Origin of the sequence: Streptomyces sp. NBC_01334 (assembly GCF_035983595.1) — a bacterium.
Lineage (GTDB): Bacteria > Actinomycetota > Actinomycetes > Streptomycetales > Streptomycetaceae > Streptomyces > Streptomyces coriariae.
Genome location: NZ_CP130718.1, coordinates 838,553 through 860,114, shown reverse-complemented (window position 1 = coordinate 860,114; position 21,562 = coordinate 838,553). Strand labels below are relative to the sequence as shown.

Sequence of the window (21,562 nt, the reverse complement as noted above, 5' to 3'; positions counted from 1 at the left end):
GGTGCGGGTCACCGGACGTGGAACACGTGGGCAGGTGTCCGGCCGGGCTCCAGGCGCACGTAGTTCGTCCTGCCCCAGGCGTATGTCTCGCCGGTCAGTTCGTCGTGCACGGTCAGGGACGCGCCGTCGTCCAGGCCGAGTTGCGGCATGTCCAACGAGACCGTCGCCTCCTGGGTGTGGTGGGGGTCGAGGTTGACGACCACCAGAACCGTGTTCGAACCCGCGCTCTTGCTGTACGCGATGACGGACGGGTTGTCCGTGCCGTGGAAACGGAGGTTCCGCAGCCAGTGCAGGGCCGGGTTCGCCCGCCGGATCTCGTTGAGTCGGGTGAGCAGCGGGGCGAGGCTGTGGCCCGCCTGTTCGGCGGCCGCCCAGTCACGGGGTTTGAGCTGGTACTTCTCCGAGTCGAGGTACTCCTCGCCGCCTTCTTTGAGCGCCGTGTTCTCGCAGAGTTCGTAGCCGCTGTAGACGCCCCAGGTCGGCGAGAGGGTGGCGGCGAGGACGGCGCGGATCTCGAAGGCGGGGCGGCCGCCGTGCTGGAGATAGGCGTGCAGGATGTCGGGGGTGTTGGCGAACAGGTTGGGCCGCATGTAGGAGGCGGCGGTCCCCGAGAGTTCGGTGAGGTACTCCGTCAGTTCCTGCTTGGTGTTGCGCCAGGTGAAGTAGGTGTACGACTGCTGGAAGCCGATCTGCGCGAGGGTGTGCATCATCGCGGGACGGGTGAAGGCCTCGGCGAGGAAGATCACGTCGGGGTCGGTGCGGTTGATGTCCGCGATGACCCGCTCCCAGAACACGACCGGCTTGGTGTGCGGGTTGTCGACCCGGAAGATCCGCACCCCGTACGACATCCAGTGCCGCAGCACCCGCACGGTCTCGGAGATCAGGCCCTTCATGTCGGCGTCGAAGGCCAGGGGGTAGATGTCCTGGTACTTCTTCGGCGGGTTCTCGGCGTAGGCGATGGTGCCGTCCGGGCGGTGATGGAACCACTCGCTGTGCTTGTGCACCCAGGGGTGGTCGGGGGAGCACTGGAGGGCGAAGTCGAGGGCGATCTCCAGGCCCAGCTCACCGGCCCGCTCCACGAACCACGCGAAGTCCTCGATGGTCCCCAGGTCCGGGTGGACGGCGTCGTGACCGCCCTCCGGCGAGCCGATCGCCCAGGGCACCCCGACGTCGTCCGGGCCGGGGTCGAGGGTGTTGTTGCGGCCCTTGCGGAAGGTCGTGCCGATGGGGTGGATCGGCGGGAGGTAGACGACGTCGAAGCCCATCGCGGCGATGGCGGGCAGCCTGCGCGCGGCGGTGCGGAAGGTGCCGTGCGGGCGCTCGGCGGTCCCTTCCGAACGCGGGAAGAACTCGTACCAGGCGCCGTACAGGGCGCGTTCCCGCTCGACCAGCAGCGGCAGCGGCTCGGACGCGGTGACGAGCTCCCGCAGCGGATGCCGGCCGAGCACGGCGTCGACCTGCGGCGTCAGCGCCGCCGCGTAGCGTTCGGCCACCGGAGCCGAGTCGTCGAGCAGCTTCTTCGCCGCGTCCCGCAACAGGGTGCGCTCCGGTCCGCGCGGGGCCCGGGCGGCCGCCCGCTCGTAGAGCTGACCGCCCTCCTCCAGAACCAGACCCGGGTCGATCCCGGCCGGGATCTTGATCTCCGCGTGGTGGCGCCAGGTGGTGATCGGGTCGCTCCAGGCCTCCACGGTGTACGTCCAGCGGCCCATGGCCTCCAGGGTCACATCGGCTCCCCAGCGGTCGCTGCCGGGGGTGAGCTCGTGCATCGGGGTCCAGGGCCCGCGGCCGCCGTCCGGGTTCTTGAGGACCACGTTGGCGCCGATGGCGTCGTGGCCCTCGCGAAACACCGTCGCGGAGATCCGCACCGTCTCCCCGGTCACGGCTTTCGCCGGCCGCCTACCGCACTCCACGCGCGGTTCGACGTCCCGCACCGGGATACGGCCGATCGCCCTGGTGGACTTCACCCTTGCACCTCCGCTAGCTCGAAAACGGCTTCGTCCGCCCGGTGTTGGGCGAACGGACTGCACCTGCGCGGAGCGCTACGTCTCCGCGGGCAGGCAGGGGTGCGGCCGCGTCGCGGAGAGCCGCGCGACGCCGCTTCGCCGGCTCAGGCTCCAGCGCTCGCGGTGGAGGGCATCCACGCCGGCGCGCAGATACTGCTCGGCGGCGTCCGCGGCCTCCCGTGCGCAGCGCTTGCCCATCAGCACGCAGAGGGTGTAGCCGCAATCCTCGAACGCGGCCCGCGCCGTGCGGTCGTCGGGTCGCGCCAGCATGTCCCGCTCCCAGGCCCGGTAACTGCGCAAGGTCCTGGCGACTTCTGTCTTCGCTGGTTGCAGCATCGCGCTGTGCACCTTCCGGGAGTTCAAGCAAGGGGGAGGTCGCTCGAGGCGGCCGGGTCGGCCCGTTGCGCGGAGGCGCGAAGTGTCCGACCTTGTGAGGCCTTCACTTATGGTGCACGGCGCATCACCCAACGTCCTGTTGGATCTTGGTTGTGGTGTGCTCGTGTTGCACGAATGGCGTAGCAGCCCCACTGTGGTTGTGACTCTGGAGCGATTACCGCTCACGCTTCGTATTGGGGAACTCTGGCCCGTCGGGCCGAGCAGGAGTGGGAGCCTCGCCGGTGAGGAGCGAACGACGATGAAGACAGCAGTCCCCTGCTACTACCACCTCGATGTGGACGTCTGCCCGGAACGGGTCGGACAGGTCAGGCGCATCCTGGCCGCTCACCTGTCCTACTGGGAGCTCGAGACCCACGTCGAGACCGTGTGTCGCGGCGCCGAGATGCTGCTGACCGCGATCGACGAGCACGCCACGGACAAGCACACCTCGATCGAGATGTGGTGGAACGGACAACACCTGATCACGGCCATCGGGGGTCGCGACCGCCGGCTGCGTCCGGACCAGGACCTGCGAGCCTGTCTGCAGCGCATCGCCGTGATGAGCGACGGCTGGGGGTGCTGCGCCACCGGCACCGGAAGCCAGGTCATCTGGTTCTCCCAGCGGGCCCGCTCCGGCGAACGTGTCCCGCTGGTGCGGACCGGGCCCGCGCCGAGTCTGCGCGAGGTGCGTCAAGTGCCCCGCGAACTGCCGGTGGCGGCCCTGGCCGCCCCGGCCCCTACGGACGAGGTGTACGGCGCGCTGGAGGCCGCCCGGTGACCTCACGGGCGAACCGGAAGGACCGCAAGGACAGCAGGAACCGGACGGACCGGACGGACCGGACGGACCGGACGGGCCGGAGTACCGGGGTGCCCGCCTGGAGCGGGCACCCCTTCCCGCTGGGCGCCGACTTCGACGGACAGGGCACCAACTTCGCCCTGTTCAGCGAGGTCGCCGAACGCGTCGACCTCGTCCTCGTCGACGACGACGGCGCCACCCGCGGTGTCCCGCTGACCGAGGTCGACGGCTTCGTCTGGCACGGCTACCTGCCCGGGATCGGCCCCGGGCAGCGCTACGGCTTCCGGGTGCACGGGCCGTGGAACCCCGGCTCCGGCCACCGGTGCAACCCGGCGAAGCTGCTCCTCGACCCCTACGCGCGCGCCGTCGACGGCCAGATCGACAACCACGCCTCCCTCTTCGAGCGGGCCGGTGACCGCCCCGACCCGGCGGACAGCGCCGGGCACACCCTGCTCGGCGTGGTCACCGACGCCGCCTTCGACTGGGGCGACGACGAGCCGCTGCGGCGCCCTTACGCCGACACGGTGATCTACGAGGCCCATGTACGCGGCCTGACCCGCACCCATCCCGAGGTTCCGCCCGCCCTGCGGGGCACCTACGCCGGTCTCGCGCACCCGGCGGTGACCGAGCACCTCACCTCGCTGGGCGTGACGGCGATCGAGCTGATGCCCGTGCATCAGTACGTGCAGGACGGTGTGCTGACGGACCGGGGCCTGTCCAACTACTGGGGCTACAACACCATCGGCTTCTTCGCCCCGCACAACGCCTACGCCGCCCACGGCAGCCGCGGCGAGCAGGTCACCGAGTTCAAGTCCATGGTGAAGGCGCTGCACGCGGCCGGCCTGGAAGTGATCCTCGACGTCGTCTACAACCACACCGCCGAGGGCAACGAGAAGGGCCCCACCCTCTCCTTCCGCGGCATCGACAACGCCTCCTACTACCGGCTGGTGGACGGCGACTGGGCGCACTACTACGACACCACCGGCACCGGCAACAGCCTGCTCATGCGGCACCCGTACGTCCTGCAGCTGATCATGGACTCGCTGCGGTACTGGGTGACGGAGATGCATGTGGACGGCTTCCGCTTCGACCTCGCGGCCACCCTCGCCCGCCAGTTCCACGAGGTGGACCGGCTGTCCGCGTTCTTCGACCTCATCCAGCAGGACCCCGTGATCAGCCGCGTCAAGCTCATCGCCGAACCCTGGGACGTCGGCGAGGGCGGCTACCAGGTGGGCAACTTCCCGCCGCTGTGGTCGGAGTGGAACGGCCCCTACCGCGACGCCGTACGCGACTTCTGGCGCGCGGAACCCGGCTCCCTGGGTGAGTTCGCCTCCCGGCTGACGGGCTCCTCGGACCTCTACGCCCACAGCAGGCGCCGTCCGCGCGCCGGCGTCAACTTCGTCACCGCGCACGACGGTTTCACGCTGCGCGACCTCGTCTCGTACAACGACAAGCACAACGAGGCCAACGGCGAGGGCAACCGGGACGGCGAGAGCACCAACCGCTCCTGGAACTGCGGGACCGAGGGGACCACCGACCGCCCGGCGGTCCTGGAACTGCGGGCCAGGCAACAGCGCAACCTGCTCGCCACGCTGCTGCTGTCGCAGGGCATCCCGATGATCGGCCACGGCGACGAACTCGGCCGCACCCAGGGCGGCAACAACAACGCCTACTGCCAGGACAGCGAAGTCTCCTGGGTCGACTGGCGGTTGACCGACGAGCAGCGGGGCCTGGCGGACTTCTGCGGGCGCATGGTCGCCCTGCGCGCCGCCCACCCCGTGCTGCGCCGGCGCCGGTTCTTCCGGGGCGAGACCGTCAGACACGCCCGGCAGCCGCTGCCCGATCTCGTCTGGCTGCTGCCGGACGCGCGCGAGATGACGGACCGCGACTGGCAGCGCGCGGACGCGCACAGCGTCGGTGTCTTCCTCAACGGCGACGCCATCGCCGAACCCGACCCCCGTGGCCGGCCCGTCGTGGACGACTCGTTCCTGCTGCTGTTCAACAGTTACTGGGAACCGGTCGTCTTCCGGCTGCCCGACGCCGCCTACGGCGAGCGCTGGACGGTGTGCGCCGACACCACCGAGCCTGACGGCGGCCCGGACGAGACGGAGTACAAGGCGGGCGCGGAGGTGCCGCTGGAGGCCCGCAGCCTGATCGTGCTGGCCCGGCCCCCGCGCCGTTCGGACTGAGACCGGGGCGCTCAGCGTCCCCGGCTCGAGGTCACCGTGAACTGGGCGCCGTCCGGGTCGCGCAGCACGGCCTCGTGGGCGGTCTCGATCAGCACGCTGCCGCCGTGCTTCTCGGCCGCCCGGGCACAGGCCGTCACGTCGGCGACGGCGAAGTGGACCTGCCAGTGCGGACGGATCGTGGGGTCGGGCGCCGCCTCCAGCGCGCCCGACTCGATCCGGGCGACCACATCTCCGCGGCTGCGCAGCACGACCTCGCCGCGCTCGTAGTGGACCTCGACGCAGCCGGGGCGGTCAGTGGCCCAGTCGAGGATCTCGCCGTAGAAGATGGCGGAGTCGAAGGCGTCGCGGGTGTGCAGCCTGATGAAAGCGGGCGCGTCCTGCCGCCAGGCCTCCCAGTTGCCGATCAGCTCGCCCTCCCAGACACCGAAGGTCGCGCCGTCCCGGTCGGCCAGCAGCGCCGCCCGGCCCGGCGGCAGCGAGATCGGGCCCACGGCCACGGTTCCGCCGCGTTCCCGGGTCCGGGACGCGGCGTCGTCCGCGCTGGGTACGGCGAAGTACGGCGTCCAGGCGACCGCCATCTGCCACATCGAGGCGACGGCGGCCACCCCGGCGACCGGCACGGTGCCGACCAGCGCCGTGCGGAAGTGGTCGCCGAGCACGCCCCGGCGCCACTCCCAGCCCAGGACGGCCCCGTAGAACCCCTGGGTGGCGTCCAGATCGCGGCTGGTCAGACTCACCCAGCAGGGCGCGCCGAACACGGAGTGCGTGGAGACTGATCCCCGCGTACCGGGGGCGGATGTCGGGCGACGGTTCATGGCACTCGCGTTCCTGGTCTCTCGGCCGGCGGGCTGGGCTACCGGGCTGGGCTACCACCAGTGTCCGGCCGGAACCGTCCCGGGCGCCTGCCGAGCGGCCCGGTGGCACGATGCAGCGTCGGCACGAGTACCGCACGGAACGGCTGACGAAACGGCCCGGATCTTCGCGCTCCAGGAGGAGGTCGAGCAGCCGAAGGCGGCGGTCGCCTCCCACGCCGTGGTCGACCGGGCCGTCGAAGTGATGGTCACCCTCGGCCGGATGCAGCCCGACCAGGGCTGGATCGTGCTGAAGGAGGTCTCCCAGCACACCGACGCCAAGCTGCGCCACCTCGCCGAACTCATCCTCGTCCGGGGGCGCACCGGTGAGACGCGGGGGTCAGTCCTCCTCGGCGGCGATCTCCTCGCGCAGCCGAGCGAAGCAGCCGCTGAGCAGGCGTGAGACATGCATCTGCGAGATGCCCAGCTGATCGGCGATCCGGCTCTGCGTCATGCCCGCGAAGAACCGCATGTACAGGATCGTCCGTTCGCGCTCCGGCAGGGCCCGCAGACAGGGCGCCACGGCCACCCGGTCGACGACGGCGTCGTAACCGGGATCGGGGTCGCCCAGGGCGTCCTCGAGCGCGTAGCCGTCGGTGCCGGGCAGCTCGGCCTCCAGCGACAGTGCGGAGAAGCACTCCAGCGCCTCCGCGCCGGTGCGCACCTCTTCCTCGGTGAGCTGCGCGTACGCGGCGATCTCGGCGACGGTGGGCGGGCGCCCCGGAGTCGTCTGGGACAGTTCCTTCGCGGCGCTCCGCACCCGGTTGCGCAGATCCTGGACCCGGCGAGGTACGTGCAGCGTCCACATGTGGTCGCGGAAGTGCCGCTTGATCTCACCGGTGATCGTCGGCACCGCGTACGCCTCGAAGGCGCGACCGCGGTCCGGGTCGTAGTGGTCCACGGCCTTGACGAGCCCCAGGGCGGCGACCTGGTACAGGTCCTCGAGGTTCTCGCCGCGCCCCCGGAACCGGACGGCGATCCGTTCGGCCATGGGCAGCCAGAGACGGACCAGCTCGTCCTTGAGCGCCTGGCGCTCCGGCCCGTCGGGCAGACCGGTGAGCCGTACGAAGGACTCGCCGGTGTCGGGAGCGTCGTCGTGGGGGTGCTGCTTCGTTCTGACGGTGCTACGCATCACGCGCGCCTTCCCCAGAAGGATGCCGATGGAGATCGGGCACCGTGGGAACCGCGCAGTCGGGCGGAACGGGAGAACACTCGGGACCGGCCGCGCGGCGGGATCCCACGGACGTGCCTCCTGTCCGAAGCACTCTTGTCCGGATTCCCGTCATGGAGCTTCTTGAACCATTTTCTCCCTATTTGTCCCATGTCGCTCCTTGGCTCGCACCCCTGACGCACACCTTTGACTCTCCCTTGGGCCGATCACCTCTGTCGATTAGCTCTGACACAGAGGTAATCTCGGACGCGTGGATCAGGAGCGGTGGGACCAGGAGACGTTCCCGGAGGAGCTCGCCGACGCGCTCGTGGGCGTCCAGCGGCTGCTCAGACGGCGGCTGCGGGCCGGTCTGACCGTGCCGCGGCTGCGCGGTGCCGAGGTCGAGCTGCTGCGCCTGGTCGAGGCGCAGCCCGGCATCGGCGTCTCGGACGCGGCGAAGGAGCTGTACCTGGCGGGCAACTCCGTCTCGACCCTCGTCAACCAGCTGGTCAAGGACGGTTACCTGGTCCGCGAGACCGACCCCGCCGACCGGCGGGCCGCCCGGCTGCTGCTCACCGAGGCGGCCGAGGCCCGGCTGCGGGCGTGGCGGGAGCGGCGCGCCGCGCTCGTCGGCCGGCAGGTCGCCCGCCTCGACGCCGCCGACCGGGAAGCCCTGCGCGCGGCGCTCCCCGCCCTGCGCGCGCTCGCCGTCAACCTGCACGAGGAGGCCGAGGAGTCATGACGACCGACAGTGCCACGGACGCCGTCGCCTGCACGGGGCTCGCCTACGCCTTCGGTGACACCAAGGCGGTCGACGGGCTCGACCTGACCGTCCGGGAGGGCGAGGTCTTCGGCCTGCTCGGGCCCAACGGAGCCGGCAAGACCACCGCCATCCGCTGCATCACGACCCTGCTGCCGGTCCCGTCCGGCAGGGTGCGCGTCTTCGGTCACGACACCGCCGGCGACCGCATGGCCGTACGCAGGCTGCTCGGCTACGTCCCGCAGCAGCTGTCCGCCGACTCGGGGCTCACCGGCCGCGAGAACGTCTCCCTGTTCGCCCGCGTCTTCGACGTGTCCCGGCGCGAGCGTGCCGAACGCGTCGACCAGGCGCTGGGCGCCGTCGGTCTCACGGACGCCGCCGACCGGCTGGCCGGCACCTACTCCGGCGGCATGGTCCGTCGTCTCGAACTCGCCCAGGCCCTGGTCAGCGCGCCCCGGCTGCTGATTCTCGACGAACCGACGATCGGCCTCGACCCGATCGCCCGAACGGGTGTCTGGGAGCACATCACGGCCGTACGCGAGGCCACCGGCATGACCGTCCTGGTGACCACGCACTACATGGACGAGGCCGACCAGTACTGCGACCGGGTCGGCCTGATGCACCGCGGCCGGATCCGCGCCCTCGGCACCCCCGCCGACCTCCGGCAGGGACTCGGGGAACGCCGACGCGCCGAGGGTGCGCCGGCCACCGCCCCGCTGCCGACCCTGGAGGACGTCTTCCGGGAGGTCGCCGGCAGCGGCCTCGACGAGCAGGCAGGAGATTTCCGCGATGTCCGAAGCACCCGCCGTACCGCTCAGCGCGTCGGCTGACCACGCCCGTCCGCGGAACATCGACCTGCTGCTGCGGCCGCCCCGGCCCCGCGTCGGCTGGCGGCTGCTGCCGGCCCGGGTCGCCGCCCTGTGCGCCGTCGAACTGCAGAAGCTGCGCCACGACCGCACCGAGCTGTACACCCGGGCGGTCCAGCCCGCCCTGTGGCTGCTGATCTTCGGTCAGACCTTCACCCGCATCAAGGCGATCCCGACCGACGGCATCCCCTACATCGACTATCTGGCGCCCGGCATCATCGCCCAGTCCGCGATGTTCATCGCCATCTTCTACGGCATCCAGATCATCTGGGAGCGGGACGCCGGCGTCCTCAACAAGCTGCTCGTCACGCCGACTCCGCGCTCCGCGCTGATCACCGGCAAGGCGTTCGCGGCCGGGGTGAAGTCGGTGATCCAGGCGGTCGTCGTGGTCGTCATCGCCGCCCTGCTCGGTGTCGCCCTGACCTGGAACCCGCTGAAGCTGCTCGGGGTCGCCGCGATCGTCGTCCTCGGCTCGGCCTTCTTCTCCTGCCTGTCGATGACCATCGCGGGCATCGTCCTCAGCCGCGACCGCCTCATGGGCTTCGGGCAGGCGATCACGATGCCGCTGTTCTTCGGCTCCAACGCGCTCTACCCGGTCGACATCATGCCGGGCTGGCTCCAGGCCGTCAGCAAGGTCAACCCCCTCAGCTACGAGGTGGACGCGCTGCGGGGGCTGCTCCTCGGCACGCCCGCGCACCTCGCCCTCGACTTCGGGGTGCTGATCGTGGCCGCCGCGCTCGGCATCGCAGCGGCCTCCTCACTCCTGGGCCGGCTGGCCCGCTGATCTCCGTTCGGAACGTGATGTGCGGCACGCCCGCGGCAGGCCCTTTCGCGGCCCGTCGGCGGATTCTTCCTGCGCACGGCTTGATCAGCGATCAAAAGGGATGAATTCCCTGGCCACAGCGCATTCTGCTCATTTGACAGTGCGATCGGCGCACGGATAGGAAGCAGCCGGTAGAAGTCGAGAGGTGGACTGTGTACGAGCCGAACGTGGTCGGGGACTGGCAGGAGTACGACGAGCATGCCGGTCTGCGGGTCCGCGTCCACCGCCTGGAGCAGAGTGAGCCGCCCAGGGGACGCGACGACGCCGCAGAGGGGCTGACGTACTTCTGCCTGCGGGTGACCGTCGAGAACCGGGGCGGGAAGAACTCCACGATCCACCTCGAGGACGGGCAGATCGACGTACGGCTCGGGCCCGACGGGGAGAGCGCGTTCATCGACTGGCGCAACTCGCAGTTCATCGAGGGCTTCGACGTCTATCCGCTGCGCCGGGCCACCGCGGTGCTGTACGCGGCGGGACCCGAGGCGTCGCTCGCCCAGGTGGACGTCCAGGTCCAGCTGCGGGTCGACGACGACTGGGCCGACCGCCGACTGTGGACGGGCGGCATCGGCCTGGCCGAGGGATCCGGCGGGGCCCCGGCCGGCGCGGGACGCGACAGCCTGGCCCGCCAGGTCAGCAACTTCCTGCGCGACCAGGCCGAAGAGGGCAGCGCCTGAGGGGCGCCGCGCCCTCGCCGGGCCCGCGGACGGTCAGTGCGGGATGCCGTCGATGATCTCGCGCGCGCCCTGCCGCAGCAGCGACACCGCCACCGACGTGCCGAGCGTCGCCGGGTCCAGCCGGCCGGCCCACTCGTGGGCGTTCAGCCGGGTCTTCCCGTCCGGGGTGAACACGCAGGCCCGCAGGGACAGTTCGCCGCTGCGGTCCACGCGCGCGAAGCCGGCGATCGGGCTGTTGCAGTGCCCCTGGAGCACATGCAGGAACATGCGTTCCGCCGTGGCCTCCCGATGCGTGGCCGGATCGCCCAGCCCGCTGACGACGTCGATGACGTCGGTGTCGCCCTCGCGGCACTGCAGGGCGAGGATGCCCGCGCCGATCGGCGGCATCATCGTCTCCGGCGACAACACCTCGCTGATCACGTCCTGCCGCCCGATGCGCTCCAGGCCGGACACCGCGAGCAGCAGGGCGTCCGCCTCGCCCGCCGCCAGCTTCTCCAGCCGCCGGTTGGCGTTGCCCCGGAACGGCACGCACTCCAGGTGCGGATGGGTGGCGGCGAGCTGAGCGACCCGGCGCACCGACGAGGTGCCGATACGTGTCCCGGCCGGAAGCTCGTCCAGGGTGCGGCCACCCGGGTCCACGAGGGCGTCACGGATGTCGTCGCGCTGCAGGAACGCGGCGAACACCGTGCCGGCGGGCAGCGGCCGGTCCGCCGGCACGTCCTTGACGCAGTGCACCGCGAGATCCGCCGCGCCGGCCAGCAGTGCCGCGTCGACCTCCTTGGTGAAGGCGCCCTTGCCGTCGACCTTCGAGAGGTCGCCCATCCACTTGTCGCCGGTCGTCTTCACGGGGACGACCTCGGTGCGCAAGCCGGGATACAGAGCGGCCAACTCCGAGCGCACGCGCTCCACTTGGGCCAGCGCCATGGGCGAGTCACGGGAGACGATACGGATCATTTCCGGAACGGACATGCGGGACACGATAGACCCTCGGGGACCGTGCCCCGTGCCGGTGGCCGGTTTCGGTCGCGGGTGGACGGCCCGTCGCCGACGGTTCCACGGGCACGCGGACGAGCGGCGGGCGACCGCTGTTCCGCCGTCAGGAGGTCACGTCGAGGACGAAGCGCCGCTTGTCGGTACCGAGGGCGCCGAGCCGGGCGTAGAAGCGGATCGCCCCGTCGTTCCAGGCCGGGGTCTGCCACTGCACCTCGCTCATGCCCAGACTCCGGGCCTGGGCCGCCACGGCCGCCACCAGCAGGGCGCCCAGACCCAGGCCGCGATGGCCGGGGGTGAGGAACAGGCAGTCCATGTGGAGGTACTCGCGGCCCTCCCAGGTGGAGAGCTCGGGCGCGCAGGTCGCGTAGCCGACGACCTCGCCGTCGGCCAGTTCGGCGACCAGGCAGTACAGCCGGGGCGTCGGGGCGTCGAAGAGGAGCCCGGCCAGCCGCTTCGCGAGGTCGGGCACGGGCGGCGCGGCGCGCTCGTACTCCGCGTGCTGGGCGGCGAGTTCGGCGACGCGCGGCAGATCGGACCGGTCGGCGTGCCGGACCCGTGCTGCGGCGCTCACCTGACGTCCCCCTCGACCGTGTCCGTGCCCCAGGCGGCCAGTCGCTCCCCCAGAGGGCCGGCGCCGTCCAGGACGTGCCGTGCGAAGGCGTCGCGCTCATGGGCCAGGACGGCCGCCTCCCACACGCACGGAGCCAACCCCGTCCGCCCCGGCCTCAGCTCCTCCGGCCGGCCGGCCGGACCCGTGAACACCGCGAGGTCCGACATATGGCCCTCGATCCAGGTGTGGACCAGGAGATAGTCCCCGTCGCCGCCCGCGTGCACCAGCACGACGGAGAGGCCGAGCGATCCCTGCAGCGCCCCGAGTGCCAGGTGGCCGGCGGCGACCCGCAGCGCCTCCCGGGCGGCGGGCTCCGTCACCGTCCGCCCCGGCGCCTCGAGCGCGTACGCCTTGACCAGGTGCCCGGCGACTTCTCGGGTGCCCAACGGCCGGGCGGTGCGGGCGTGATGATCCTCGGCGAGGGCGAGCAGCTCCTTCGCCGGCACGGCCGGCGGCAGTTCGTCGTGAAGATCCATCCGGACATCATGGGGGCGTGCGTGCGCCGCCGTCCACGGTCGGGGAGCGCGCACCCCGGCCCGCGGACGGCGGCCGCGGCTCACGCGGCGGGATCGAAGGCGATCCCGGACGGCTTCGCCGAGGAGAGATGGTTGGTGAAGTTGGCGTCCTTCAGGCCGAAGTTGGCGCTGCCGAAGTTGTACGCGCTCAGCTTGTCCCGCAGGCCGGCCGGGTAGCCGTTCCAGCCGACCAGCGGCGGGTACTGCCAGGTGCCCTTGTGGTTCTCCGGCGGCTCGTCATTGGAGTTCGCGAGCCGGAAGCAGTGCGTGCTGATGCCGTCCTTGTGGTAGACGATCTTCGCGTGCGAGCCGTCGAAGCGGACGCCGGAGGCCGCGGTCACGGTGAACGAGCCGTGGTTGGACGTCGAGACGTACTGGACCTGGCCGTTCTGCACCCAGATCACGACGTGCTCCCAGTCGTGCCGGTGCCCGCCGATGCTGCTGCCCGCTATGGCCTGGTCCTTCTCGAAGTAGAGGCCGTACAGGTACGCGCACCAGCCGTTGTTGCACTTGTAGCGGGAGTAGCTGTTCGTGTTGTCCAGGTCGGAGGCGTCCCGGCAGCTGCCGTTGAGGGCGCCGGTCGGGTTCAGCCCGCCGTTGATCGTGCCGTCGGGGCCGATGGCAGGGGTCGAGTAGCAGCCGTCCGTGTCGTAGTCGAACGCGGGCTGATACGCCAGTTCGGCGGCTTCGGCGTTCGACGGCAGGGCCGTCGGCGGGGCGGCGAAGGCAACCGACGGGAGGGCGACGACGAGTGCGGCGGCACCGGCGAACCCGGTGAGCCACCTCCTGCCGTGGACCTTGAACTTCGATGACGACACCGCGTCCTCCTCGGGGTTTCGGGCGCAGCCGAACGGCTGTGTGGGGAGAGGGAGTTGAAAAGCAGCTCAGCTTCCCCGGTTTTCCCTTCCACGCCAAGAGGTCGCAGGGGTATCCGTGGTGAAGCACAGCCCAATACTTGACTGCTGAGGTGAGGTCAGGCGGAAATGTCCGGCAGGTCCGCCGCCGACTCCTCGGGGGTCAGGTCCGGCCGCAGCCGCAGCCAGGACGGCTGGCGCAGCAGCCCCGCCCGGGTCCGTGTGCTGTACCGGACCTCGCCGACCAGCCGGGGCACGACCCAGCGCGCGCCCGGCGCCTGCGGTACGGCGTCGAAGGGGCACTCGTCGGTCGCGGCGGCCCGCAGGAGGGCCGCGAGTTCGACCCGCTCCGCCTCGCTCCAGCCGGTGCCCACCCCGCCGACGTACCGCAGTCCCGTGGCGGCCCGCTGCCCCACGAGGACGGCGCCGGGCAGCCCGGTCAGCCGTCCCTTGCCCGGCAGCCAGCCGCCGACCAGGACGTCCGCGACACGCATGTTCCGGATCTTGATCCAGGCGCGGGAGCGCACTCCCGGCTCGTACGCCGAGTCCAGGCGCTTGCAGACCAGCCCCTCCAGGCCGTGGGCGCGGGTCGCCTCCAGGGCCTCCCGTCCGTGTCCGACCAGGGCGCTCGGCGTCGACCAGAACGGCCCGTCCAGGGCCAGCGCCTCCAGCCGGGCCCTGCGCCGCGTGTACGACAGCGGGAGGAGCGACTGCCCGCCGAGATGCAGCAGGTCGAACAGCACGAGGTGCACCGGTGCCGTCGCCGCCAGCCGTGCGGCCCTGCCCGGCGCCTGGACCAGGCCCATCCGGGACTGGAGCAACTGGAAGTCGGCCCGGCCCTGTCCGTCGAGGGCGAGGACCTCGCCGTCCAGCACGGCGGGAGTGGCGCCGAGCGCTGCGGCCAGCGCCCGCAGTTCGGGATAGGCGCCGGTGATGTCCTCCCCCGAACGGGCGCGCAGGGTGACGCTCCCGTCCCCGGCGAGGTACACCACGGCCCGCTGCCCGTCCTGTTTGGTCTCGTAGGCCCAGCGTGCGTCCTGGGCGACGGGCGGCAGCCGGCCCGGGGTGGCGAGCATGGGGGCGATGAGAGGGAGGGTCACGGGTGAGTTGTGGACGCGGCCGGGCCGAAGCACGCGGAACAGGCCGCGGTTTCGCCTGAACGGCGGCGCTGGGCCGGGGGAGCGCTCAGTGTTCGCCGGGCAGTGGCTCGGGCGCCCGGACCAGCCCCGACTGATAGGCGATGACGACCAGCTGGGCGCGGTCGCGGGCGCCGACTTTCGTCATGGCGCGGTGTACATGGGTGCGGACCGTCAGCGGGCTGACGAAGAGCTCCTCGGCGATCTCCTCGTTGGAGCGGCCCTCGGCGACCCGGGCCGTCACCTCGCGCTCGCGGGCGGTGAGCCCGGCGAGGTCGCCGGGGAAGCCGAGCCGGGCGCTCTCCGCGGGGGAGGCGAGGAAGCGGGCGATCAGGGAGCGGGTGGCGAGCGGCGACAGGAGCGATTCGCCGGAGGCGACGGTGCGGATCCCCTCGAGGAGGGCGTCGGCGGTGACGTCCTTGCCGAGGAAGCCGCTCGCACCGGCCCGCAGCGCCCGGGCGACGTACTCGTCGATCTCGAACGTCGTCAGGATCAGCACCCGGGTGTCGGACAGACCCGGGTCGGCGCAGACGTCGGCGGTGGCGGCGAGGCCGTCGGTGCCGGGCATGCGGATGTCCATCAGGACCACGTCGGGGCGGTGCAGCCGCGCGAGGTCGACCGCCTGGGCGCCGTCGCTCGCCTCGCCCACCACCTCCATGTCGTCGCAGGTGTCGATGAGGATCCGGAAGGTCGCCCGGAGCAGGGCCTGGTCGTCGGCGAGCAGCACACGGATGGTCATGGCGTCCGTTCTGTGGGGGCGGGAGTGTCGGGGTACAGGGGCAGCCGGGCGGTGACCCGGAAGCCGCCCTCGGGGCGGTGCCCGGCCCGGAGGGCACCGCCCACGGACTCGGCGCGCTCGCGCATACCGATCAGGCCGAACCCGCGGCCGTCCTTCACCGGGACGGGCCCGGCGGGCCCACCGGTTCCGGCGGTTCCGTCGTCGGTCACGGTGATCGTCAACCGGTCGCGGTCGAAGGACAGCCGCACCCGGGCCGTCCGCGCGCCCGCGTGCCGGGCGACGTTGGCCAGCGCCTCCTGCACGATCCGGTACGCCGTCAGGTCCACGCCCGGGGTGAGCGGCCGCGCCGTGCCCTCGGTGGCGACCCGCACGTCCAGGCCCGTGCCCGCGCACGTCCGGGTCAGCTCGGCCAGCTGCGCCAGACCGGGACTCGGGGCGAGCGGCGCGTCGCCCTCGTCCGCCCTGCGCAGCAGCTTCACCGTGGCCTTGAGCTCGCGCAGCGCCGAGGAGGTCGTGCCGGCCAGGTCGGTGAGGATGCCGTGGGCGCGGTCGGGATGGGTGCGCGCGAGGTGCGCCGCGGTACCCGCCTGGGCGTTCGCGAGAGCCAGGTGGTGGGCGACGACGTCGTGCAGCTCACGGGCGATGCGCACGCGCTCCTCGACGACCCGGCGGTGCGCCTCCTCCTCGCGGCCCTGCTCGGCGTACTCGGCGCGGGCCTGGACGGCGTCGACGTAGGCGCGTTGGAGGCGGACCAGGTTGCCGGTGACGACCGGGAACAGCAGCCAGACCGCGGGACTGATCGTCTTCATCGGCCAGGGGTGGTGCGCGACGGGGTCCGCCAGCAGGGCGGTCGGCACGATCACCGCGAGGGCGGCGCAGTAGTGGCGGCGCGACGAACGCCGCCCGGCGCGCACGGTCAGCCGGTACAGGGCGAGCATGAGCGGGCCCAGCAGCAGCGGGGTGACGAGGAGGCCGAGCGCGACCGTGGCGGCCGCGCCGCCGGTCGTCACGGCCACGACCGCGCCGGGTCGGGTGCGCTGCCACCGCAGCAGCGAGCCGCAGGAGAGCAGTCCGAGGACGATCGTCGGGGCCGCCGTGTCCGGCCGGTCGGCGCCGGGCACGGTGACCTCGCCGCCGAAGAGGAAGGCCGCGAACAGCAGGACGGCCGTCATGGTGTCGACGGTGCGGGTGTGGTCGTCCGCGTAGCGCTGCCAGGGGATGCACATCGGCTGTCTCCGGTGGGGGCTTGGACCCGGTGTGGACGGCGTGCGCCGCGCACGAGGGACGCGGGCCGTCCCGGCGCGCCGTTCCGGGCGGTCCCCCTCCGGGCAGGCGGGAGGGCGGTCTCCCGCCGGCGTGGGCCTCCGCGTGGCGCGGCACGGGCCGCCGCGACGGCCGTACGGCGGGTCGGCCCTCTTGGCCTTCACCACACGCACGGCAGCTCCACCTCGATCACCGTCGGCCCGCCCACCGGGCTGCTCACCCGCACGGTCCCGTCGAGCGCGGCGACCCGGCGCCGCATGCCCAGCAGCCCCGAGCCGGCGCTCTCGTCGACGCCGCCGCACCCCTCGTCGCGCACCCGCACGCTCAGCCCGGTCCGGGAGCGGGCCAGCACGACCTCGGCCCGGTCCGACCCGCTGTACTTCGCGGCGTTGGTCAGCGCCTCGGCGATCACGAAGTAGGCGGCCGCCTCCACCGCGGCCGGCGCCCGGGGCCCGTCCGGGAGCAGGCCGGTCCGCACGGTCACCCCGAGTCCGCTGCTGCCCGCCAGTGCCCTTACGGCCCCCTCGAGTCCCCGGTCGGTGAGGATCGGCGGGTGGATGCCGCGTACCACGTGCCGCAGCTCGGTCAGGGCCTCCTCGGCCTGGTCCTGCGCGTCGGTGAGCAGCTTCCGCGCGGTGTCGGGATCGGCCCCGTACGCCCGCTGGGCGAGTCCGATCCGCATCGACAGGGCGACCAGCCGCGCCTGGGCGCCGTCGTGCAGGTCCCGTTCGATCCGGCGGAGTTCGGCGCCGTGCGCGGCGACCGCGTCCGCCCGGGTCGCGGTGAGCTGCTCGACCCGACTGGCCAGCAGCGCCTTGGGGGAGGGGCTGAGCAGGGCGGCCGACCAGCCCGCCTCCAGGTCGGCGAGCCGGACGAGCAACGGCAGGACCAGCGCCTCGCGGCCCAGCAGTGCGCGCCGCACACCGTCGACGAGGAGGCCCGCCGGCCACAGCGGCAGCATGAGCAGCGTCAGCCAGCCGTAGGCGTAGTAGGCCCCCATCCAGCGCAGATCGGTGAGGGTGCCGGGATCCCCGACGGCCGTCCGCAGCCGCTCGCGCAGCGGACCGGTGACCGTGCGGTACGCCTCCGGTATCTCCCGGCCGGTCCAGGACGCCGTCAAGCGCCGCTTGGCCCCGGCGATCCGGCGGATCAGCAGCACGGTCTCGGGCAGCAGCCAGATCCCGACCCCCGTGACCGCGCCGGTGGCGGCGATCAGCAGGACGGTGATGAAGATGTACGACCCGAAGGCCATGGCCGCGGCCAGGAAGAGGTGGACCGTGGCCCGCGCAGCCTGTCGCAGGGTCGCGCGCATGGAGTGCCGTTCCTCTCGTGAAGAGAAGAGGGGAGGGGGACGTGGGGGGAGGGGGACATGGGGGAGAGAGCCGCGCGGGCCGCCGGCCGGTGGGCACGTGCGGACCGGCGGACCCGTGTGCGGAGGTCCTAGTCGTCCAGCGTGACGACGACCTTCTCCGCCGCGCCCGGCGTCAGGGCCAGTTCGAAGGCGCGGGCGGCCTCGGAGAACGGGACGCGGTGGCTGATCAGCTTGGCGAACCGCTCCTGGTGCTCGACCAGTTCCGGGGTCACCTCGAAGATCTCGGTCGGGTAGCCCTGGGAGGCGATGAGGGTGAGCTCGCTGCGGAGCATGCCGCCGAGGTCGATCTCGCCCTTCTTCTGCACGGCCACCATGACCAGCTTCGCGTGCCACTTCGCCGACTGCACCACGGTGTTGAAGACGACCGGGGCGCCGGCCGCGTCGATGAAGATGTCGGTGCCCGGCCGGGGCTGGCCGAGGGCGTTGGCGCTCTGTCCGTGCAGCTCGGTCAGCCGCGCGGCCACGTCCTCCTCGGCCGAATCGATGACGGCGTCCGCCCCGACGGCCAGTGCCTTCTCCAGCCGGGAGGGGATGACGTCGGCGACCACCACGTGCTCCACACCGCGCAGTTTCAGCCAGATCGCCGCGCCCAGACCGATCGGCCCGGCGCCGAACACGACGACCTTGTCGCCCGGCCCCGCCCCGGAGCGGTTGACGGCGTGCCGGGACACGGCCATCGGCTCGTTGAGCGAGGCCACGTCGAACGGCACGGTGTCGGGGAAGACCGCGACGCTCTTTCCGACCTGGGCGTTCTCGATCAGCAGGTATTCGCTCATCCCGCCGAACTTCCCGCCGCAGCCGATGATGCCGGTGGGCGCGTCCTGCGGGTTGACGACCACGCGGTCGCCCGCCTTCAGGCCGTCGACCTCGGCGCCCACCTCCACGACCTCACCGGCCGGCTCGTGGCCGAGCGCCACGGGGATCAGTTCGCCGCCCAGATGGGCCCGGGCGGGGATGCCGCCCATGTGCAGGAAGGTGACGTCGGTGCCGCAGATGCCGCAGGCGCGGATCCGTACGAGCGCGTCCTTGGGGCCGGGCACCGGGCGCTCGACGTCCACGACGTCGATCTTGCCGGTCCCGCCGGTCCTGACGGACTTCATCGTGCTCATGAGGGAGCCTTTCTCGCTGGAGTAACTCGGTTGCTGGAGAAGGGTGTCGCCGGGCTCGGGGGAGCCCTGACGGAGATCCGGGGGACCGCGGCCGGCTCGGAGGGCCGAGGCCGGGAGGCCGTGCACGTCAGACGCCGAGGGTCTTGAGCACGGCGTCCGCCATGCCCCGCTCGCCGCGTTCGTTGGGGTGGACGGAGGCGGCCGGGGCCCGAGGCACGAGCGGTTCGACCCAGCGCACCTGACGGTCGGCGCAGGCGTCGCGCCCCACCGAGGGCGTGTACGTGTCGACATAGCCGGCCCCCGCCTCGCCGGCCCGCTCGCGCAGCATGCTGTTCAGCTGCTGCTCCTTGTCGTGCAGGTAGGTGATGTCGCCGGCGGCGAGGCCCATCTCGCCGCCGCAGCCGGTGGTGTGCGGCGGCAGGATCGCGGGGTAGCCCACGACGTAGACGCGGGCCTTCGGCGCGCGTCGCCCCACCTCGGCGAGGGCCGCGGCCAGCCGTCGGTCGGCCGCCTCTATGCGCCGCTGCACCTCGTCGGTGCCGTCGGAGACGTACCGGGCCCGGCAGGGCGCGTCCCCGGTGGCGTCCTTCCCGTCCGTCAGGCCGCTCAGCGCGAAGTGCAGCACTCCGGACTTCACGCAGCTCTTCACCAGCGAGGCGAAGCCGATGTCGTTGCCGCCGATGCCGAGGGTGACCAGCCGGGTCCGGTCCGAAAGGGCGGCCAGTTGCGCCGGGTTGGTGCCCCGGTCCGTGGCCTGGGCCGAGGTCAGGTCCGCGACGGTCGCGCCGGTGCAGCTGACGTCACGGAAGTCGGTGGCGGGCAGGGCCAGCCGCCGGGCGACGAGCGCCGGGTAGTTGCGGTCGGAGCGGTCGCAGCCGACGGGGTTGCCGCCCTGGTCCGGGATCTCGGGACCTGCGGTGTAGGAGTCGCCCAGCGCCACGTACGGGCCGCCGGGCGGCGCGGACTCGGGAGAGCCGTCGTGCCTGCTGATCACGATCGCGGTGGTGAGCACGCCGCAGGCGAGCGCGCCGGCCAGCGCGGCTCGTACGGAGGTCTTCATGGCAGGGGTCCTGTCTGTCGTCCCGGGTGATCCACGCCGTGCAGCTGTGGTCGTGGAGCTGTGCTCGGCCGGGGGAGAAGCGGCCGGGGCGGCCGAGCGTGCGTGGAGGGTCGAGGCGTCCCGGGGCCCGGCGCCGGGCGGGGTGTGCCGGCTGCCGGGCCCGGGGACCGCGCCGATCCCCGTCCCCACGGGTTCGGCGGCCGGGGCCGCCTCCGCTCAAGGCGACTCCCGGATTGCTTGAGTTAGGCAAACACATCTGGATTACTTGAGTCAAGCAAACGAGATGATTTACTTGAGTTAGGCAACCAGAAGGGTAGGGTTGAGATCATGTCCCACGCGCGGCCGGTGATGCCGCCCGCCGCGCCCGCGGCGGTCGAGAGGGAGCAGGCCCTCACCCGGGTCGCCCACCTGGGCGCGCGTGCCCGGCCGCACGACCGGCCACCGCCGTGGCGGGCGTGTCGCTCGACCGGGCCGCCGACGCGATGCTGCGCCGGCTCGCCGACCTGGTCCGCCGGCTGGTGGACGCCTTCCTGGCCCGTCCCGCCGACGAAGGGCAGACCTTTGACGCCGTTACGACGACACCCGGGCGGTGACGACGGTCGGGGAGCTCTCGAAGCCCCCCGGGACGCCACCGTCCCCGCCGAGCCGTCGCCCCGGCCTGTCTCCGCCCCGAGGGGCGAACCGTCACCGGCCCCCGGCGCCGGCCGGTCGGTCCTGGTCATCGCCGGTGAACCGGACCTCGCCGAACTCCTCGTCACCAGCCTGGAGTCGGCCGGCTACCGGGTGGGCCTCACGGGCACGGCCGCCGAAGCGCTGGCCCGGCTCGGTGCCCACCGGTTCGACCTGCTGGTCGTCGACACCACCCGGCCGGACCTGACCGGGGTCGACGCGGTGGGCCGCCCGGTGATCGCTCACCGGCCTCCGGTCCTCTACCTCGCCTCGTACGACTTTCTCGACCGGCTGCTGCCCGAGATCGACCTGGGGCAGAAGGACTACGTGACCAAGCCCCTGCGGGTGCCCGAGGTGATGGCCCGCATGCGGATGCTGCTGCGAGGCGCCGCCCCGGGCTATGGCGACCTGGTCCTCGACGACACCCTCCGCCGGGCCCGGCGCGGCACCCGCGACCTCGGCCTCACGCCCGCCGAGTACCGCCTGCTGCGTCACCTCCTGGACAACGCGGACCGGGTGGTGTCGAAGGAACAGATGGGCCGGTACGTCTGGGGCGACCGCCGGGGCGACAACGCGATCGAGCAACTCGTCTCCCGGCTCAGACGCAAGGTGGACCGCGAGGCCGCCGCGCTGATCCATACCCGGCGGGGCTTCGGCTACTGGCTGGGATCGGAGCACGGCGAGGGCTGAACTCCCCTGTGATCAGGCCCGCATCGGCGGACCGGTGCGGGCTCATGCGGCCGGGGGCGGCCTGG

Annotated in this window: 23 protein-coding genes; 9 read left to right on the top strand and 14 right to left on the bottom strand. The window is 72.3% G+C overall.

The genetic code is table 11. The features are described from left to right. Positions 1-8 precede the first annotated feature (8 nt). Both OG736_RS03890 and OG736_RS03885 read right to left on the bottom strand, forming a co-directional pair. A complete protein-coding gene (locus OG736_RS03890) occupies positions 9-1,964 on the bottom strand; it encodes an alpha-1,4-glucan--maltose-1-phosphate maltosyltransferase (RefSeq protein WP_327181154.1) in 1,956 nt (651 codons plus the stop codon). Positions 1,965-2,039: 75 nt separating this feature from the next. Continuing rightward, positions 2,040-2,339, bottom strand: a complete 300-nt coding sequence (locus tag OG736_RS03885; RefSeq protein WP_327181153.1) for a DUF5133 domain-containing protein — start codon at positions 2,337-2,339, stop codon at positions 2,040-2,042. Between the two features lie 298 nt (positions 2,340-2,637). On the opposite strand from OG736_RS03885, the gene OG736_RS03880 reads away from it, so the two are divergent. Together OG736_RS03880 and glgX are read left to right on the top strand one after the other, a co-directional pair. After that, positions 2,638-3,156, top strand: coding sequence for a pep a2 (locus OG736_RS03880; RefSeq protein ID WP_327181152.1), 519 nt, complete (start codon positions 2,638-2,640; stop codon positions 3,154-3,156). Positions 3,157-3,245: 89 nt separating this feature from the next. After that, positions 3,246-5,363, top strand: a complete 2,118-nt coding sequence (gene glgX, locus OG736_RS03875) for a glycogen debranching protein GlgX (protein WP_327187509.1) — start codon at positions 3,246-3,248, stop codon at positions 5,361-5,363. A gap of 11 nt (positions 5,364-5,374) precedes the next feature. Here glgX and OG736_RS03870 read toward each other — a convergent pair whose 3' ends face one another. Next, entirely contained in the window at positions 5,375-6,178 is an 804-nt protein-coding gene (locus OG736_RS03870; protein WP_327181151.1) for a VOC family protein, read from the bottom strand. On the opposite strand from OG736_RS03870, the gene OG736_RS03865 reads away from it, so the two are divergent. Further along, positions 6,177-6,617 (top strand): ANTAR domain-containing protein, encoded by a 441-nt coding sequence (locus OG736_RS03865; RefSeq protein WP_327181150.1) that lies wholly within the window; start codon positions 6,177-6,179, stop codon positions 6,615-6,617. The two genes, OG736_RS03870 and OG736_RS03865, sit on opposite strands and share 2 nt — an antisense overlap. Here the strand turns inward: OG736_RS03865 and OG736_RS03860 are convergent. Then, on the bottom strand, positions 6,555-7,346 hold the full coding sequence (locus OG736_RS03860; RefSeq protein WP_327181149.1) for a SigB/SigF/SigG family RNA polymerase sigma factor: 792 nt from the start codon (positions 7,344-7,346) through the stop codon (positions 6,555-6,557). The two genes, OG736_RS03865 and OG736_RS03860, sit on opposite strands and share 63 nt — an antisense overlap. Before the next feature lie 289 nt (positions 7,347-7,635). On the opposite strand from OG736_RS03860, the gene OG736_RS03855 reads away from it, so the two are divergent. From OG736_RS03855 to OG736_RS03840, 4 genes are all read left to right on the top strand, one after another. Then, a complete protein-coding gene (locus OG736_RS03855) occupies positions 7,636-8,106 on the top strand; it encodes a MarR family winged helix-turn-helix transcriptional regulator (RefSeq protein WP_327181148.1) in 471 nt (156 codons plus the stop codon). Beyond that, complete coding sequence (locus OG736_RS03850; protein WP_327181147.1) at positions 8,103-8,954, top strand: ABC transporter ATP-binding protein; 852 nt, start codon at positions 8,103-8,105, stop codon at positions 8,952-8,954. The genes OG736_RS03855 and OG736_RS03850 overlap by 4 nt, the downstream gene beginning before the upstream one ends. Further along, positions 8,914-9,774: an ABC transporter permease gene (locus tag OG736_RS03845; protein WP_327181146.1), complete on the top strand. Its 861-nt coding sequence runs from the start codon at positions 8,914-8,916 to the stop codon at positions 9,772-9,774. Before OG736_RS03850 ends, OG736_RS03845 begins: the two co-directional genes overlap by 41 nt. 191 nt (positions 9,775-9,965) lie before the next feature. Next, positions 9,966-10,487, top strand: coding sequence for a hypothetical protein (locus OG736_RS03840; protein ID WP_327181145.1), 522 nt, complete (start codon positions 9,966-9,968; stop codon positions 10,485-10,487). Positions 10,488-10,520: 33 nt separating this feature from the next. Here OG736_RS03840 and hemC read toward each other — a convergent pair whose 3' ends face one another. The 10 genes from hemC to OG736_RS03790 all read right to left on the bottom strand — a co-directional run bounded on the left by hemC (position 10,521) and on the right by OG736_RS03790 (position 20,138). Further along, positions 10,521-11,456 carry a hydroxymethylbilane synthase gene (hemC, locus tag OG736_RS03835; protein WP_327181144.1) on the bottom strand — a complete coding sequence of 312 codons (936 nt, stop codon included), beginning with the start codon at positions 11,454-11,456 and terminating at the stop codon, positions 10,521-10,523. 127 nt (positions 11,457-11,583) lie between these two features. Next, positions 11,584-12,051 carry a GNAT family N-acetyltransferase gene (locus OG736_RS03830; RefSeq protein WP_327181143.1) on the bottom strand — a complete coding sequence of 156 codons (468 nt, stop codon included), beginning with the start codon at positions 12,049-12,051 and terminating at the stop codon, positions 11,584-11,586. Continuing rightward, the gene (locus OG736_RS03825; RefSeq protein ID WP_327181142.1) at positions 12,048-12,566 is read right to left on the bottom strand and encodes a hypothetical protein; all 519 of its coding nucleotides are present in this window, start codon (positions 12,564-12,566) and stop codon (positions 12,048-12,050) included. The genes OG736_RS03830 and OG736_RS03825 overlap by 4 nt, the downstream gene beginning before the upstream one ends. A gap of 80 nt (positions 12,567-12,646) precedes the next feature. Further along, positions 12,647-13,423, bottom strand: a complete 777-nt coding sequence (locus OG736_RS03820) for an NPP1 family protein (protein WP_327181141.1) — start codon at positions 13,421-13,423, stop codon at positions 12,647-12,649. Positions 13,424-13,578: 155 nt separating this feature from the next. Beyond that, complete coding sequence (ligD, locus tag OG736_RS03815; protein ID WP_442816997.1) at positions 13,579-14,559, bottom strand: non-homologous end-joining DNA ligase; 981 nt, start codon at positions 14,557-14,559, stop codon at positions 13,579-13,581. Between the two features lie 85 nt (positions 14,560-14,644). Next, positions 14,645-15,334, bottom strand: a complete 690-nt coding sequence (locus tag OG736_RS03810; protein ID WP_327181140.1) for a response regulator — start codon at positions 15,332-15,334, stop codon at positions 14,645-14,647. Next, complete coding sequence (locus tag OG736_RS03805) at positions 15,331-16,560, bottom strand: sensor histidine kinase (protein ID WP_327181139.1); 1,230 nt, start codon at positions 16,558-16,560, stop codon at positions 15,331-15,333. The genes OG736_RS03810 and OG736_RS03805 overlap by 4 nt, the downstream gene beginning before the upstream one ends. A gap of 197 nt (positions 16,561-16,757) precedes the next feature. Beyond that, positions 16,758-17,909 carry a sensor histidine kinase gene (locus tag OG736_RS03800; protein WP_327181138.1) on the bottom strand — a complete coding sequence of 384 codons (1,152 nt, stop codon included), beginning with the start codon at positions 17,907-17,909 and terminating at the stop codon, positions 16,758-16,760. Between the two features lie 128 nt (positions 17,910-18,037). After that, positions 18,038-19,078 (bottom strand): zinc-dependent alcohol dehydrogenase, encoded by a 1,041-nt coding sequence (locus tag OG736_RS03795; RefSeq protein ID WP_327181137.1) that lies wholly within the window; start codon positions 19,076-19,078, stop codon positions 18,038-18,040. A gap of 127 nt (positions 19,079-19,205) precedes the next feature. Then, on the bottom strand, positions 19,206-20,138 hold the full coding sequence (locus tag OG736_RS03790; protein WP_327181136.1) for an SGNH/GDSL hydrolase family protein: 933 nt from the start codon (positions 20,136-20,138) through the stop codon (positions 19,206-19,208). Between the two features lie 455 nt (positions 20,139-20,593). On the opposite strand from OG736_RS03790, the gene OG736_RS03785 reads away from it, so the two are divergent. Further along, a complete protein-coding gene (locus OG736_RS03785) occupies positions 20,594-20,731 on the top strand; it encodes a hypothetical protein (RefSeq protein WP_327181135.1) in 138 nt (45 codons plus the stop codon). A gap of 121 nt (positions 20,732-20,852) precedes the next feature. Then, positions 20,853-21,497, top strand: coding sequence for a response regulator transcription factor (locus OG736_RS03780; protein WP_327187507.1), 645 nt, complete (start codon positions 20,853-20,855; stop codon positions 21,495-21,497). Positions 21,498-21,562 lie beyond the last annotated feature (65 nt).

What these genes read in the sequence shown, in the direction of transcription:
- OG736_RS03850 (WP_327181147.1), top strand. Translation starts at nt 8,103, where the DNA reads ATGACGACCGACAGTGCCACGGACGCCGTCGCCTGCACGGGGCTCGCC.
- OG736_RS03860 (WP_327181149.1), bottom strand. Translation starts at nt 7,346, where the DNA reads ATGCGTAGCACCGTCAGAACGAAGCAGCACCCCCACGACGACGCTCCC.
- OG736_RS03885 (WP_327181153.1), bottom strand. Translation starts at nt 2,339, where the DNA reads ATGCTGCAACCAGCGAAGACAGAAGTCGCCAGGACCTTGCGCAGTTAC.
- OG736_RS03865 (WP_327181150.1), top strand. Translation starts at nt 6,177, where the DNA reads ATGGCACTCGCGTTCCTGGTCTCTCGGCCGGCGGGCTGGGCTACCGGG.
- OG736_RS03805 (WP_327181139.1), bottom strand. Translation starts at nt 16,560, where the DNA reads ATGTGCATCCCCTGGCAGCGCTACGCGGACGACCACACCCGCACCGTC.
- hemC (WP_327181144.1), bottom strand. Translation starts at nt 11,456, where the DNA reads ATGTCCGTTCCGGAAATGATCCGTATCGTCTCCCGTGACTCGCCCATG.
- OG736_RS03790 (WP_327181136.1), bottom strand. Translation starts at nt 20,138, where the DNA reads ATGAAGACCTCCGTACGAGCCGCGCTGGCCGGCGCGCTCGCCTGCGGC.
- OG736_RS03800 (WP_327181138.1), bottom strand. Translation starts at nt 17,909, where the DNA reads ATGCGCGCGACCCTGCGACAGGCTGCGCGGGCCACGGTCCACCTCTTC.
- OG736_RS03880 (WP_327181152.1), top strand. Translation starts at nt 2,638, where the DNA reads ATGAAGACAGCAGTCCCCTGCTACTACCACCTCGATGTGGACGTCTGC.
- OG736_RS03845 (WP_327181146.1), top strand. Translation starts at nt 8,914, where the DNA reads ATGTCCGAAGCACCCGCCGTACCGCTCAGCGCGTCGGCTGACCACGCC.
- OG736_RS03795 (WP_327181137.1), bottom strand. Translation starts at nt 19,078, where the DNA reads ATGAGCACGATGAAGTCCGTCAGGACCGGCGGGACCGGCAAGATCGAC.
- OG736_RS03810 (WP_327181140.1), bottom strand. Translation starts at nt 15,334, where the DNA reads ATGACCATCCGTGTGCTGCTCGCCGACGACCAGGCCCTGCTCCGGGCG.
- OG736_RS03870 (WP_327181151.1), bottom strand. Translation starts at nt 6,178, where the DNA reads ATGAACCGTCGCCCGACATCCGCCCCCGGTACGCGGGGATCAGTCTCC.
- OG736_RS03825 (WP_327181142.1), bottom strand. Translation starts at nt 12,566, where the DNA reads ATGGATCTTCACGACGAACTGCCGCCGGCCGTGCCGGCGAAGGAGCTG.